14 protein-coding genes and 1 pseudogene are annotated in these 14,806 nt (G+C 44.2%); 3 read left to right on the top strand and 12 right to left on the bottom strand.

All coding sequences use genetic code 11. From position 1 onward, the window contains the following. Positions 1–22: 22 nt before the first annotated feature. Both AC3ISE_RS02055 and AC3ISE_RS02050 read right to left on the bottom strand, forming a co-directional pair. A complete protein-coding gene (locus AC3ISE_RS02055; protein WP_170292805.1) occupies positions 23–334 on the bottom strand; it encodes a DUF5661 family protein in 312 nt (103 codons plus the stop codon). Positions 335–352: 18 nt separating this feature from the next. Then, positions 353–904: pseudogene (locus AC3ISE_RS02050) on the bottom strand (cupin domain-containing protein); the annotation flags it as partial. Between the two features lie 687 nt (positions 905–1,591). Here AC3ISE_RS02050 and AC3ISE_RS02045 point away from each other — a divergent pair. After that, complete coding sequence (locus tag AC3ISE_RS02045; protein ID WP_070879510.1) at positions 1,592–1,801, top strand: YuzF family protein; 210 nt, start codon at positions 1,592–1,594, stop codon at positions 1,799–1,801. Between the two features lie 24 nt (positions 1,802–1,825). Continuing rightward, positions 1,826–2,716, top strand: a complete 891-nt coding sequence (locus AC3ISE_RS02040; RefSeq protein ID WP_070879509.1) for a manganese catalase family protein — start codon at positions 1,826–1,828, stop codon at positions 2,714–2,716. Positions 2,717–3,139: 423 nt separating this feature from the next. Here AC3ISE_RS02040 and AC3ISE_RS02035 read toward each other — a convergent pair whose 3' ends face one another. Both AC3ISE_RS02035 and AC3ISE_RS02030 read right to left on the bottom strand, forming a co-directional pair. Further along, positions 3,140–3,604 carry a DUF8821 family protein gene (locus tag AC3ISE_RS02035; RefSeq protein ID WP_489222846.1) on the bottom strand — a complete coding sequence of 155 codons (465 nt, stop codon included), beginning with the start codon at positions 3,602–3,604 and terminating at the stop codon, positions 3,140–3,142. Between the two features lie 18 nt (positions 3,605–3,622). Further along, positions 3,623–4,102: a GyrI-like domain-containing protein gene (locus AC3ISE_RS02030; protein ID WP_489222845.1), complete on the bottom strand. Its 480-nt coding sequence runs from the start codon at positions 4,100–4,102 to the stop codon at positions 3,623–3,625. Between the two features lie 106 nt (positions 4,103–4,208). On the opposite strand from AC3ISE_RS02030, the gene AC3ISE_RS02025 reads away from it, so the two are divergent. Next, positions 4,209–5,171, top strand: coding sequence for a helix-turn-helix transcriptional regulator (locus tag AC3ISE_RS02025; RefSeq protein WP_489222844.1), 963 nt, complete (start codon positions 4,209–4,211; stop codon positions 5,169–5,171). A gap of 254 nt (positions 5,172–5,425) precedes the next feature. Here AC3ISE_RS02025 and AC3ISE_RS02020 read toward each other — a convergent pair whose 3' ends face one another. The 8 genes from AC3ISE_RS02020 to AC3ISE_RS01985 all read right to left on the bottom strand — a co-directional run bounded on the left by AC3ISE_RS02020 (position 5,426) and on the right by AC3ISE_RS01985 (position 14,780). Next, a complete protein-coding gene (locus AC3ISE_RS02020) occupies positions 5,426–6,388 on the bottom strand; it encodes a tRNA dihydrouridine synthase (protein ID WP_489222843.1) in 963 nt (320 codons plus the stop codon). 181 nt (positions 6,389–6,569) lie between these two features. After that, a complete protein-coding gene (rlmD, locus tag AC3ISE_RS02015) occupies positions 6,570–7,949 on the bottom strand; it encodes a 23S rRNA (uracil(1939)-C(5))-methyltransferase RlmD (RefSeq protein ID WP_489222842.1) in 1,380 nt (459 codons plus the stop codon). A gap of 228 nt (positions 7,950–8,177) precedes the next feature. Next, positions 8,178–9,089 (bottom strand): diacylglycerol kinase, encoded by a 912-nt coding sequence (locus tag AC3ISE_RS02010; protein WP_489222841.1) that lies wholly within the window; start codon positions 9,087–9,089, stop codon positions 8,178–8,180. Between the two features lie 174 nt (positions 9,090–9,263). Next, a complete protein-coding gene (gene gatB / locus AC3ISE_RS02005; protein ID WP_489222840.1) occupies positions 9,264–10,694 on the bottom strand; it encodes an Asp-tRNA(Asn)/Glu-tRNA(Gln) amidotransferase subunit GatB in 1,431 nt (476 codons plus the stop codon). 11 nt (positions 10,695–10,705) lie between these two features. Next, positions 10,706–12,163, bottom strand: coding sequence for an Asp-tRNA(Asn)/Glu-tRNA(Gln) amidotransferase subunit GatA (gatA, locus tag AC3ISE_RS02000; RefSeq protein WP_489222839.1), 1,458 nt, complete (start codon positions 12,161–12,163; stop codon positions 10,706–10,708). Between the two features lie 16 nt (positions 12,164–12,179). Next, the gene (gene gatC, locus AC3ISE_RS01995; protein WP_070879500.1) at positions 12,180–12,470 is read right to left on the bottom strand and encodes an Asp-tRNA(Asn)/Glu-tRNA(Gln) amidotransferase subunit GatC; all 291 of its coding nucleotides are present in this window, start codon (positions 12,468–12,470) and stop codon (positions 12,180–12,182) included. A gap of 83 nt (positions 12,471–12,553) precedes the next feature. After that, positions 12,554–13,489: a glycerophosphodiester phosphodiesterase family protein gene (locus AC3ISE_RS01990; RefSeq protein ID WP_489222838.1), complete on the bottom strand. Its 936-nt coding sequence runs from the start codon at positions 13,487–13,489 to the stop codon at positions 12,554–12,556. A 298-nt stretch (positions 13,490–13,787) separates the two neighbouring features. Then, positions 13,788–14,780, bottom strand: a complete 993-nt coding sequence (locus tag AC3ISE_RS01985; RefSeq protein WP_489222837.1) for a LacI family DNA-binding transcriptional regulator — start codon at positions 14,778–14,780, stop codon at positions 13,788–13,790. Between the last annotated feature and the right edge of the window lie 26 nt (positions 14,781–14,806).

Here is a 14,806-nt window from a genome sequence, read left to right as displayed (position 1 = left end):
TTGACCATTTTTATCCAGTTCATTATTTTTTCCAATACGCTTTTGCTTCTTCCTCAAGCACTTTCAACCTACTATAATAATCAGGAAATTCACTGAGATGAGCTAGTGCAATTTTTCCAGTAGTGATAGGTTCATCCGCAGTAACATTAGTCTGATTGTATTTTCTTCCATGTTCAAGTTCGGTATTTACTCCCATCCAAAACTCATTTAAATCAAATTTACTATTGGTAAAATCAATACCTAAAAGTAAAGCTATTGCTGCTGCTTCCTCTTTAGAAAAGCTAGTTTTAGAGGTGTTAGAATTTGTTGTATCAATATTTTCGGGTCTAAACATATTTGAATTTTTTATAATTATATTTTTGTCATTACGATAACCATAAGCATCTTCCGTAGCTACTGCATCTGATTTGGTAACATGAATAGTACCAAATGGATGGTTAGGAGGAGCATATATCGAATAAAGTTTTAGCGGAATATTTCCTGTATTGGTTAGATTATGCCATGTTCCAGCGGGTATCATTATTGCAAAATCGTCATAGACATTTCTTTCAAAGTCAAAATTATCTTTACTCTTGCCCATTTGAACAATTCCCTGTCCTTGTTCAATACGTAAGAACTGATCAACGTCAGGATGCATTTCCAAACCGATATCTTCGCCAACATTGAGACTCATTAAAGTAACTTGCAAACGATCCCCTGTCCATAAAGCGGTACGATAGGTTTTGTTTCGCTTCGTAGCCTCATTGATATTAACTACAAATGGTTCTGATCCATAATCTTTAAAACCATATTGGTTAGTACCATTAGGAATATTCCTGTAAACAGACTGTCTTTCACTCATTGGTGCATTAACATAATAATGATATTGATTTTGATATGGATAAATACTAGGGACATTGTACATTTTCTTCATTCCCTTCACAGATATACAAAAACATCATATGCCTATCCTTAGGGAATGTTCTTCTATTTATTTATACTTATAATCTTAAGATCTATATAACACACACAATTCTTAGCAATCAAGCTATCGATGGTCTGTGATACATCTTGCAAAAACGTTTTCCATTTTTCTCCTAAAGATTTGATTAATCCAATATGGAACCTGATCTCATAAGGTTCCACTCCTATAAGATACCCCTTTTAAGATTCTTTCTGTTGTTACAATGATTGAAACAAGTGAAAGTTATGCGCTGAGATATCTAAAGTTTGATATTCATGTAAATTGGCAAGTGGATAAACGGTAAGCTACTGATAAAAAAGGCGGATATGATTTTGTAAAAACTCACATCGATGAAAGATGTCTCGTAATTATTTTCCTTGTTCAATGTTTAAATCATCTTCTAAAGCACGGAATGAAGCCATTGAGTGGGCTGAGAGCAAATGCCGCTAATCCGCGCCAATGGATTAATCACAATTCTCTTACTCATCCTTCACCACCCCTGTCGTGTCATAGCTAATGAACAGCGCCATGGCATCTGGAGAACCAAAATGAGCATAAAAGAGTCCAATTGAACAGTTGTTTTTCAGTCTTTTTTCATATCGAGAAACATATACTCAGTAAGAATGACTTCAGAATAGGAGGATCTAAATGACAAACAACAACCTGTTAAGCTTTTATGATCCCTATGTTTATCAGACATTAACAACCATTGTTGGTAAAATGGTTACTGTTCAAACCATAAGAGGCAGCGTTCGTGGCTCCTTGAAAAATGTAATGCCAGATCACATTGTTGTCGAATCTAACGAAACTCCCTTTTTTATTCGTACCCAGCAAATTATTTGGGTTTTTCCTGGTTAACAAAAAGGAAGTGGAGGGGAAAAAATGTTTAAAAGAATAAATAAATTGGCAATTGAACTTCCTATACCCGCACACGGCGATATGAATGCAGCAGCAGCAGTGCAAGAGCTCTTGGGCGGCAAGTTTGGGGAGATGTCTACCTTAAATAACTATATGTTTCAGTCTTTTAACTTCAGAAATAAAAAAAAGCTAAAACCATTCTATGAGTTAGTGGCAAGCATTACAGCAGAAGAATTTGGTCATGTAGAACTTGTTTCTAATACGATTAATTTGTTATCGGTAGGGAATACTTTTCCAGGGGATCCAGATATTACTCCACTTCAAAATGGGAAGGATGCGAGAAACACCCACCATTTTATTTCTACAGCTCAAACGGCTATACCAGGTGATTCAATGGGAAGACCTTGGACTGGTGATAATGTTTTTAATAGCGGAAATCTGGTTTTAGATTTAACACATAACTTTTTTCTAGAAATTGGTGCACGTACACATAAAATGAGAGTTTATGAGATGACTGATCACCCAGTTGCCAGAACCATGATTGGGTATTTGCTTGTTCGTGGAGGAACACATATCCTCGCCTATGCGAAAGCAATCGAAATTGCTACAGGGGTAGACTTGACGAAAATGCTTCCAATTCCAAATCTTGATAACTCAAAATTTGATTATGCCAAACCGTTCATAGAAAAAGGCTTAAGCAATGTGCTATTCACATGGAGCGAAACAGAATACAGGGATATCGGAATGATTTGGAAAGGAACAAATCCGGAAAATGGGCAACCGCTTGAAGTGAAAATTGGTACTCCTGAAGGCGGACCAATTCCAGACTTAGAGGATTTACCTGAAGAATTTGCTCCTGGTATTACTAGGGACGATTATGAATTAATCAAAAAACGTCTAATGGAAAATTTATAATGGATTTTTTGCAGGGAAAATATTAATTAAATTTGGATTTGTTTAGCGAACGGCAACAGCCACTGTTCGCTATTTTCATTCATCCTTCAACAATCCAAGTTGACACTTAAATAGAATCAGTTTGTTTCCTTGTTTTTTTATTATTCTCGGAAACTTAACTCACTAGAAAACGATAGAAAATTTCACTTTCCACGCTGTCAGCAAAGATGTCAGTTATGTTATCTATGTATGACAATAAATAAGAGCCTCCCCACTCAGGAAAGGCCCTCTACTCACTGTTACATCTTTATTTATCTTTACTTACAAGTAGCGAACAGCACTCCACATGCCTTAAGTGTTTGCAGCAATACTGGCGGTATGCTGTGAGTTTATTTTTCTTCCTGTTCAATAAAATTGTTTTCCGTTCCACTGTACAGCTCTGCCTTAATATTCTCCTTTGATGACAAAAAACGAGCCCCTGATGGTTCCAGCGAGTTTAGACTTCTGTCTGGCAAACTTAAACTTGCCTTCTAACTCCTTTGGTATCTCCATTCCCTCAGAAAGCTTAAAGCCCACTGCCCGCTTCTTCTGATCATCAACGGTATACATGACGTTGACCGCGAGACCATCCTCGTAAAAGACGTAGGCAAATTTAATATTTGCCACTTGAAACCTGGACGTTTCCAATGGTTTGGCCGCAAACTCGATATCACGTTCTTCCTTTAAAATCCGGTTCACATAATCGAGTGTCTCCTGGCTTTCGCTCGCTGGTACAACCGCAAATTCGTGTTTGTATTTGTTCATAAAGTAACGGGATTCATTTGCCCGTAAACCAGCAAGCGCTTCTGCTGCAGGCGAAGACTCTAAACCAGCCGCAGACACATTTTTAAAATCAACGATACAGGACATTGCCATCCCTCCTTTTGATTATTTCCTGACAACAGGAATCCACATTTCACCATAAATCATGCCGTTTCGGTGCTCCATCTCAACACTAGCATTTGGTCCGCCAACATAGGCAACATCCTTTGCTTCTGGAAGGACTTGACCAAAGGCAACAGCAGCAAGCTTGTTATTCAAATCATCCGCTGTCTTTCCTTCCCCTTTAACCACTACGTATTCTCCTTTAGGAAATTGGATGACTCTCGCTTCTTCTGGGGCCGGTTCCTCTGTCATGACACCAGCATAATGCATCATCTTGTTATTTACCGCTTCATTCACAGCAAATACATAGTCATTGGAGGACATGGATTTTAAAGTATCCAGCCTTCCATCTTGGCTGATGGCTTGCCAAAATTCGAACTTTTCCCTGTGTATGCCTGCATAGTCTGTGTAATCGCTTTTCAGCTCAGTTCCAAGACCGATTACGGTAAAGCCTTCTTTTTCTTCCAGTGTATAATTTGCCATTTCCCATACCTCTTTTCTGCATTTTTCAATGATTTGTATTATTGTCTTGCTAGGTTTATCATAGTCTTAAATCATGTCAAAAAACGATACTGTTTAGGAGCCCCTCATGAAAAAAGTTGAACGGATCAATATCATCATGCGGTATATTAATAACCGTGCCCGCTTTACCATTTCTGAAATCATGCAGGAGTTTAACATTTCACGCTCGACAGCCATTAGAGATATTAGAGAAATTGAGGCCATGGGGATGCCGCTTGTGGCTGAGGTTGGAAGAGATGGGGGTTATTTTGTCATGCACAACTCCGTCTTGCCGGATGTACGCTTTACCAACAATGAGGTCAAAGCACTGTTTATTGCCTTTATGGCCACAAGAAACCAGCAGCTTCCCTACCTGAAGAGCCGTCAGTCTTTAGCTGAAAAATTACTTGGCCTCCTATCCAAAAACCAGCAGGATGATCTTGTTCTTCTAAATCAAATCCTGCTTTTTGAAGGGACCAATCCCCACAACCCCGACCTGCTTGATCTGTCTGACCTCCCACATCCCATGTTAGAAACACTCATCCAAACCCTACTTACAGACAGCTATTTTTTTATTTCCATTAAAGAAGAGAAGGAAACAATGTCATATCCTATTTATATCCTGCACCTTTATCGTGAAAAAAGCGCATGGCTGATTGAAGGCTTTGACTTAAAAGAAGAAAAAAAGAAGATCATTCCTGTCGACCATCTCACAGATGTCAAACCCTGCCCGGCGAAAAAAAGAGTCAGCAAGAAAAAGATCTTAGAAAAACTAAGTAAGCAGGAGCAAGCATACAACCTTGTTCTTGAGCTTGGCCCAAGCGCAATTGCCCAGTTCAAAAAATACCATCCTTTTAAGATTTCACTCTCCTATACGAATCCATACCAAATCACAGCCATTCTAAAGGCTTTTATCAATGTGAATAAGGCTGAAGAACTGACCGAAATAACCAATTGGCTGCTTTTTCTAGGTTCAGATGTCAAGGTCAGGGAGATGCCAGAGGAAGTCTTCGAGGTTTTACATGTGAGATTACGCATGTATCGATCATAGGAGTGCTTTAGGCTAACGGAGAATCGTAAAAAGGCAACGTCTCATAAGAGATAGTTGCCTTTTTTCAAGATCATCTGTGCCACACACCAAATATCTGGTGTGCTGGCGGGTATATTACATTCTTAAGAACTTGTTCACTTGATAAAAAAAGGTGCCGGCTGCAAGGGAACTTTATGCTGAATAAAATAAGTACACATGAGTTGATGTGTTCTCTAACTTTTTGAGAATGACATCATTTCACTGTCCCCGTCTCATCAACTTTCTTTTACAAAGTTATCAAGCAATGCACGCACTTCATCTGTTGATTTCGTGTTCATCAATTGATTTCGTAATTCAGCAGCTCCAGGGAATCCTTTGACATAGATCTTGAAGAAGCGGTGAAGCCCTGGTACTGAACGCGGTACTTCTTCCGCATATTGATCCTGAAGATCAAGCTGCAGTCTCAGGAGGTCGAGGTATTCTTTGCTGCTGTGTTCTCTTGGTTCTTTTTCAAAGGCAAACGGATTTTTGAAAATACCCCTGCCGATCATGACGCCGTCAATTCCGTATTGTTCAGCAAGCTGAAGCCCGGTTTGGCGGTCAGGAATGTCGCCATTGATGGTCAGCATCGTATTTGGTGCAATGCGGTCACGCAGTTTTTTGATTTCCGGGATGAGCTCCCAATGCGCATCGACTTGGCTCATTTCGTCTCTTGTGCGCAAGTGAATGGAAAGGTTCGCAATGTCCTGTTTCAGGATATGCCCAAGCCAATTCTCCCACTCGTCTACCTTCTTAAAGCCGAGTCTTGTTTTCACGCTGACAGGCAGTCCGCCTGCTTTCGCTGCTTGAATGAGTTCTGCCGCAACGTCCGGACGGAGAATCAGGCCGCTGCCTTTTCCTCTTGATGCCACGTTCGGGACAGGACAGCCCATATTAATATCGATTCCTTTAAAGCCCATTTCCGCCATACCAATGCTCATTTGACGGAAATAGTCGGGATTATCTCCCCATATATGTGCCACCATTGGGTGTTCATCTTCTGTAAACGTCAATCGGCCGCGCACACTTTTCAGGCCCTCGGGATGACAATAGCTGTCCGAATTTGTAAACTCGGTGAAAAATACATCCGGCCGGCCGGCTGCACTGACTACGTGACGGAAAACAACATCTGTCACATCCTCCATTGGGGCAAGTACGAAAAATGGCTTCGGCAGATCACGCCAAAAATTATTGATCATGTCAAACTCAAATCCTCTCACTGTCAAACTTCCGGTAAAAAATATTCTTTTACACTTATATCATGTTTCCTGGCTGTTTATCAATCTCTGCTTATTTATAAATTATTGGAAAAACATCTGATCTTTTCACAAAGAAAAAAGCAGATGGCATAGAATGTTTCTATCTCAGCTGCTTTTTCTATTATACCAATTTTAAACACGCGACCGCTTCACAATGAGTCGTATGCGGAAACATATCCACCGGCTGCACTTCCACCGTTGCATAACCGCCATCCTCCAGCACTTTCAAATCACGTGCAAGAGTCGCCGGATTACAGCTCACATACACAACCTTCTTCGGTTTCATATCCAAAATCGTTTGCAGCAAGGCTTCATCGCACCCTTTACGAGGCGGGTCGACCACAATTACATCAGCTGCATTCCCTTCTTCATACCACTTGGGAATGACAACTTCAGCTTCACCGACTGCAAACTCAGCATTTTCAATACCGTTCAGTACTGCATTGCGTTTGGCATCTTCAATAGCTTCAGGAACGATCTCCACACCGAAAACTTTCTTAGCCTTCTGCGCTAAGAACAAAGAGATTGTCCCAATGCCACAGTACGCATCGATAACTGATTCCTCACCGCTCAAGTCTGCATACTCCAGCGCTTTATCATAAAGAACCTTCGTCTGCTCAGGGTTTACCTGATAGAAAGATCTGGCCGATATCGCGAACTTGATGTCCCCGATGTAGTCGTAGATGTATTCTTCTCCCCAGAGCACGGTTGTTTGATCGCCGAAGATGACGTTTGTGCGTTTTGGATTGATGTTTTGGACGATGGACTTGATGGCTGGGAATTGGGATGTGATGTCGTCGATGATGGCTTTTTTGTTTGGGAAATCGGGTGTTCGGGTGATGAAGACGACCATCATTTCCTTTGTGACGATGCCGTAGCGGACCATGATGTGGCGGAGCCAGCCTTTGTTTTTCTTTTCATCATAGGCTCGGATACCGTGACGGTTTGCGATTGTCTTGATGGCTGCGACGACTTCATCGTTTTCGCTTTGCTGGATTAAGCATTGCTCCATGTCGATGATTTCGTGGGAGCGCTGCTGGTAGAAGCCGGCTACTAGTCCGCCTTCGCGTTCTCCGACTGGCACCTGTGCCTTGTTGCGGTAGTTCCATGGGTCTTCCATGCCAAGTGTCGGGTGTACGGTGACGTTGTCTAAGTTCAGCTTGCCGATTCTTGTTAGTACTTCTTTGACTTGTTTCTGTTTAAAATCAAGCTGGCCTTGGTAGCTTAAGTGCTGCAGCTGGCAGCCGCCGCATTGTTTATAGATCGGGCATGGGGCATCGGTTCGCTGCGAGCTTTCTTCGTGCAGCTCGACTAGGCGTCCGAATGCGTAGCCTTTATTTAATTTTGTGACTTTGATTTGACCTTTTTCGTTTGGTAAGGCGTTTGGTACGAAGATTGGGTAGCCTTCGATCTTCGCAACGCCTGATCCGTCATGTGTCAGGTCTTCAAAGGTAACATCGTAGTATTCATTTTTTTGTACAGGCGCTATTGCCTTTGTCATGATAATCTTCCTTTGTTTTTACTGATTATATAGAAAAGCGGAAGCGCCTGTTTAGCTCCGACAGGCAGAAAAGGATCCGACGGAAAAGTCCGGTTTTGACTTTTTTGGCGGAGCCGTTCTGACCGAGGAGTTAGGCGCTGGAGCTAGACATTGATAACTTGATTCAAACCATTACCCACATTTTATCACACTCCAGACATAAGAAAAACTTGGCGCAGGGCCAAGTTTCTATTCGTCCATGGACTGGGCTTTTGCAAGCGGCATGAGGACGTCGATGTGTCGGTACATGTTGACGAATTCGCCTGGCAGATCGCCGCCGTATTCACCGTCTAGATTTAACTGCATTTTTTGAGCTGATGTTACCTTTACTCGGTTTGCAGTTGTGTAGATGATGTTGCTGTCGCTGATATGCTCACCGCGGAGGGCAAGGCTTGCGACCCGGATAAAGTCGGCAAGGTTTGCTTTTTTCAAGATCAGCAGGTCGAACATGCCGTCGTTCAGCTTGCTGTCTGGCGCAAGCTTTTCAAAGCCGCCGACAGAGTTTGTGAGCGAAACGAGGAACAGCATGATTTCGCCTTTGAACAGCTTTCCGTCGTATTCAATTTCTACTTCAGCCGGACGGATGGAAGGCAGCATTTCGATGCCTTTCAGGTAGTACGCGAGCTGGCCAAGGACGGTTTTCAGCTTGCTTGGGACTTCGTATGTGAGTTCAGTGAGACGTCCGCCGCCTGCGATGTTAACGAAGTAGTGGCCGTTGACGCGTCCGATGTCGATCGCTCTTGCTTCGCCTGCAAGGATAGAGTCTACTGCTGTTAAGATATTGTCGCGCGGGATTCCGATTGCACGCGCAAAGTCGTTTGTTGTTCCAACGGGAATTACGCCAAGCTGAGGTCTTTCTTCAAGATCAGCAAGTCCGTTTATAACTTCATTTACGGTGCCGTCTCCGCCTGCAGCAATGACAAGGTCAAAGCCGCGTTCGCCCGCGGCTCTAGCTGCCTGGATGGCGTCGCCTTCGCAGGTTGTCGCGTGGCATGACGTTTCGTAGCCGGCTATTTCAAATTTCTGAAGAACTTCAGGTAATTGTTTTTTAAAGGCTTCGCGCCCTGATGTTGGATTATAGATTATTCTTGCTCTTTTCATTTTCCCCATCATCCTAAGTTAGAATGTATTTCCATGATTTGTTGTATCTAACAAACCATCAATTATACTACACCTTTTTTGTTAGATACGCAAACCCTAGAACTAGTATAGCCAAAGCCGGATAAAAACAACGGCGCCATTCATGATGTTCACTCGCGGCGCCGTCTCTTGGTTTTATCGTTTCTGAATTTCCTCTAGTAAAAGCTTGTTGACCATCGGCGGGTTCGCCTGGCCTTTTGTTGCTTTCATGATTTGACCGACCAGGAAGCCGATCGCTTTTTGTTTGCCGCTTTTGAAGTCCTCGATGGATTGCGGATTCGCATCCAGTGATTCGTTCACGATTTTACGGAGCGTGCCTTCGTCAGAGATTTGGACAAGCCCTTGATCCTTGACGATTTGCTCGGCATTGCCGCCTTTTTCGATCAGCTCTTTGAACACTTTTTTCGCGATTTTCGTTGAAATTGTGCCGTTTTCGATGAGCTTAATCATGCCTGCAAGTCCTTCTGGTGTAAGGGCTACATCCTGAAGCTCTTTGCCTTCAGCATTCAAGTAGCCGCTCACTTCACCCATTAACCAGTTCGAAGCCTGCTTAGCATCTGCTTCTTTTGCCACCGTTGCTTCAAAGAAATCGGACATTTCTTTTGTCAGAGTAAGGACCTGTGCATCATACGATGGCAGGCCGAGCTCTTCGACGTAGCGCTTTTGTCGCTGGTCCGGAAGCTCAGGAATCGTTGAACGAATGCGCTCTTTCCACTCGTCATCAATGTAGAGGGACACAAGGTCCGGCTCCGGGAAGTAGCGGTAGTCGTCAGAACCTTCTTTTACGCGCATCAAGAGTGTTTTTCCCGTTGCTTCATCAAAGCGGCGTGTTTCCTGCTCGATGATGCCGCCTGATAAAAGAACTTCCTCCTGGCGCTTCACTTCATGCTCAAGGCCTCTGCGGACAAAGTTAAAGGAGTTCAGGTTTTTCAGTTCAGCCTTTGTTCCGAATTTCTCTTGGCCGACCGGGCGAAGGGAGATGTTGGCGTCACAGCGGAGTGAGCCTTCTTCCATCTTACAGTCAGAAACACCTGTGTATTGAATGATTGCTTTCAGCTTTTCAAGGTAAGCATAAGCCTCATCAGGTGTGCGGATGTCAGGTTCTGATACGATCTCGATCAGCGGTGTGCCCTGGCGGTTGTAATCACAAAGAGAATAACCGTCGCCTGTATGTGTCAGCTTGCCAGCGTCTTCTTCTAAATGAAGGCGTGTAATGCCGATTCGTTTCTTGTAGCCATTCACTTCAATATCAATCCAGCCGTGCTCGCCGATTGGCTTGTCAAACTGGGAAATCTGGTAAGCCTTCGGGTTGTCCGGATAAAAATAGTTCTTGCGGTCGAACTTCGTATCTGTCGCAACTTCACAGTTCAAAGCCATTGCAGCTTTCATGGCGAAATCAACAGCTTCTTTGTTCAGTACCGGCAGAACGCCAGGATAGCCAAGCTCGATCACGCTTGTGTTTGTATTTGGATCTGCGCCGAAATGGTTCGGTGCGCTTGAGAAAATTTTCGATTCTGTTTTTAATTCAACGTGGACTTCAAGTCCAATGACCGTTTCAAAGTTCATGATTTCACCCCTTACAATTCAGGTTTTGCTTTATGATGGTCGGTTGCCTGCTCAAATGCATGTGCAACACGGTAAACTGTGCTTTCGTCGAAATGCTTTCCGATAATTTGCAGTCCAAGCGGCAGTCCGTTTGAGAATCCGCAAGGTACGGAGATTCCAGGTACGCCTGCAAGGTTCACCGGGATTGTCAAAATATCGTTCGCATACATCGTCATCGGGTCATCTGTTTTTTCGCCTACTTTAAAGGCTGGAGTAGGAGTTGTCGGTCCAACGATGACATCGTATTTTTCAAACACATCTTCAAAGTCTTTTTTGATGAGTGTGCGGACTTGCTGTGCTTTTTTGTAGTAAGCATCATAGTAGCCTGAGCTGAGGGCGAATGTTCCAAGCATGATGCGGCGTTTGACTTCGTCGCCGAAGCCCTCTGAACGGGACTGCTTGTACAATTCAATCAGGTTCTTCGCATTGTCTGAACGGTAGCCGTAGCGGACGCCGTCAAAGCGTGCAAGGTTTGCTGATGCTTCTGATGAAGACAGCAAGTAGTAAGTAGCGAGCGCGTATTTTGAATGAGGCAGAGATACCTCTTCCCATGTAGCACCCTGTGCTTCTAATACTTTTAACGCATCAAGGACAGACTGCTTTACTTCTTCGCTGACACCTTCTCCCAGGTATTCCTTCGGCACGGCGATTTTGAGGCCTTTTACATCGCCAGTCAATGCAGATAAAAAGTCAGGCACTTCAACGTTTGCTGACGTTGAATCCATTTTATCGACGCCTGAAATGGCCTGAAGCAGGAAGGCATTGTCTTCAACATTTGTTGTCAATGGTCCAATTTGATCAAGAGATGATGCAAATGCGATCAGTCCAAAGCGCGAAACGCGACCATATGTAGGTTTTAGTCCAACGACACCTGTGAAGGCTGCCGGCTGGCGAATCGATCCGCCTGTATCTGATCCAAGGGCAAACGGTACTTCGCGAGCTGCAACTGCTGCAGCCGAGCCGCCGCTTGATCCGCCTGGAACGGTTTCAAGATTCCATGGATTTTTTGTGACTTTGTAGCCTGAGTTCTCTGTTGAAGAGCCCATTGCGAATTCGTCCATGTTTAATTTTCCAATTGTGACAGCTTCAGCTTTCTTCAGATGCTGAACAACGGTTGCGTCATAGATCGGGTCGAAGTTTTCAAGGATTTTACTTGCCGCAGTTGTACGCAGGTTTTTCGTGACGATGTTGTCTTTTACGCCGATCGGCATTCCAAACATAAGACCGAATTCATCGCGCGTTCCGATCGCTTCGTCCAGTTCCTTTGCATATGAACGTGCTTTTTCTTCATCTAATGTAAGGAAGGCATTCACTTGATCGTCGACGGCATGAATTCGTTTGTACGATTCGTCAACAAGGTCTGTTACGGTGATTTCTTTTTTATGTAAAAGTGTTTTTAACTCTGACAGTTTGTGGTCAAATAATGACATAATGGCTGCTCCCTCCTTATTCTAAAATGGACGGCACGCGAATGTATCCGTCTTTATGGTCAGGAGCGTTTTTCACGACATCCTCTACTGGCAATCCTTTTTCTGCTTTGTCTTCGCGCAGAATGTTCTTCATTTCTAATACGTGTGTTGTCGGCTCAACGCCTGTTGTATCAAGCTCATTCAATTGCTCGGCGAATGTGATGATCGCGTCCAATTGATTTGTGAACATTTCTGTTTCTTCTTCAGTTATAGCCAAGCGTGCTAAATTCGCAACGTGCTTCACTTCTTCTTTTGAAATGCGTGACATGTGCTCCACCTCCGTTAAATCTCGTGCAAACAATACTCTGATGATATCAAAAGTCAGTGCATTAAAGCAACAAAAGACGGTAATTATTGCACCTCTCCGTATTCCTGATCCAGCACTTTTTTCACAATGTTCGGATGATCCGTCATGATCCCGTCCGCGCCGATTTCAACCAGCTTCCGCACACTGTCTTCATCGTTGATCGTCCAGTATTGTACAGCGATGTTGCGGTTGTGCAGTGATTTGATGATTCTCTCTGTAGTCAGATCAAGACCGCTTGCCCTCATTGGGATTTGCACTGCCGTGTATTTGTTCATGGGAATCAGGCGGTCAACGAATAGCTTATGGGCAAGGACAAAGTTGCGTGTTGCTTCAGATGGCGAGCTGACAGGCACTTTGCCGTCGGATGCTTTGATGAAGTAGTTCAGTGCTTCATCATAGAATGAAGCGATGATGACTTTGTCGGTCATGTTGTGTTTTTTGATCAGATTGGCCATTTTGTCTGCCAATAACGGGTCGTCGATTTTCAGCTCGATTGTCATATGGTAGCCTGGGAAAGTGGTGAAAATCTCATCCATGGTTGGGATGGTGACACCTTTATTCCGGTAAGGATGGGTTCCGTCAGGTCCAACGAAGTGATAGCCGGCATCCAGCTGTTTCAATTGTTGGAGCGTCATGTCTTTTACTGAGCCGGTTCCGTTTGTTGTGCGGTCGACTGTCTCATCATGAATGACAACCACTTCTCCATCTTTTGAAAGATGAACGTCCATTTCGAGCATGTCTACCTCTAGCTTTTCAGATAGCGAGAAGGCTGCCATCGTGTTGCCGGGAGCCATGCCGTCTCCGCCTTGATGCGCAATAATGAGCGGACGCTTGCCTTTTTTGAGGAAAGCTTGTTTTTCTGCAGGTTGAACAGGAATGAATTGAAGGATGGCGATGAACAGGATCAGCGTGATGAGAAGCGCAGAGGTGAGTTTGAGTTTGGTTCTCTTCTTTCGGACGGGCTGCGGCACGATTTCCATGGTTTGGTCCCCTTTTTTAGGTGGTTAGTTTCTTTATATCATGGATGTGGAATTTGGTATGTCGAATTTTCTAGAAAAGGGGGTATTATCTTTGGGCTGGAAAAAGACCATTCCTTGTCACCATGTTTCCAGCAGCCCCATCACTTTACTTGCCGATCCCCTCTAAATACTTTCGCATTTCCCCATTTACTTTCCAAAACCCCATAAACACTTTCTTTTTTCCAACCATCTCCAAAAAACAAAAAACACCAGCATCCATGCGGTGTTCTTCGTTTAAACAAACGTTTAATTAAGTCGCTTATTTACTGCTTTGACGCAGTTTAAGCTTCGTTGCAATCATTACCTGCTTCGCAATTTTCCGCTCGGTAATCCGTTCAACAAGCAGATCAACGGCAGTCTCACCCATGACTTCTGTGTACACCTTAACCGTGCTGAGCGCCGGGAAAATGTATTTTGAGACGCTGATGTCATTTACCCCGATGATGCTGACCTGCTCCGGTACGCGGATGCCGTGCTCATGCAGGGCCTGGAGGCTGCCGATCGCGATGGAATCATTACCTGCAAAGAAGGCACTAGGCAGGGAATCGCCGAGCTCTGCAATAGCTTGGGACATCATGCGGTGGCCGTCCTTTACTGTGAAGGAGCCGATGAACATGGCGTCCTCGCGCAGCATCCCTCTTCCAGACAAGTACTTGATGAATGTTTGCTCGCGCTGATCGTCAAGTGTTGCGCTGTGCTCGCGGTAGGTTTCGCGTCCGCCGATGTAGCCGATTTGCGTGTGTCCTTTTGCGATGAAATGGTCGAGGACGCGCTCTGTTGCCCGTTCGAAATCGACGATAACGGAATCGAATTTTTCCGGATCCGGACTTGAGTCGACGAAAACTACGTTTCGCGCGGCTTTCTTGAATTCCTCTGCCTGCTGCTTGCTGAATTTGCCTACCGCGACGATGCCCTGAAGCTGATCCTGATTGATCGCGTCAAAATCGTCGTAGAAATAGGTAGCAAGCTGAAGGTTGTGGCTCTTTGCCCGCTCCTCGATGCCGAGTCTGATCGACATGTAGTAAAGATCGTTCAGCTCCTCCTGCTCTGTGTACCAGTGCACGATGGCGATCTTCGGAACGAGGCTTTTCTTTGTTTTGCGTTTTTGATAAGACAGCTCCTCGGCCACTTCGAAAATTCGCTTTTTCGTTTCGTCTCCAACGGATAGCGTTTCGTCAAAGTTCAGGACCCGCGAAACCGTCGCAATGGATACACCCGCTTTTTCAGCTATATCTTTTATCGTAGCCGCCATATACCGTAACCCCTTTGTTATAGATA

The organism is Metabacillus sp. KH_069, from assembly GCF_057838075.1.
The sequence above is the reverse complement of the archived record's forward strand: the minus strand, read 5'-3'. Positions and strand labels throughout refer to the sequence as shown.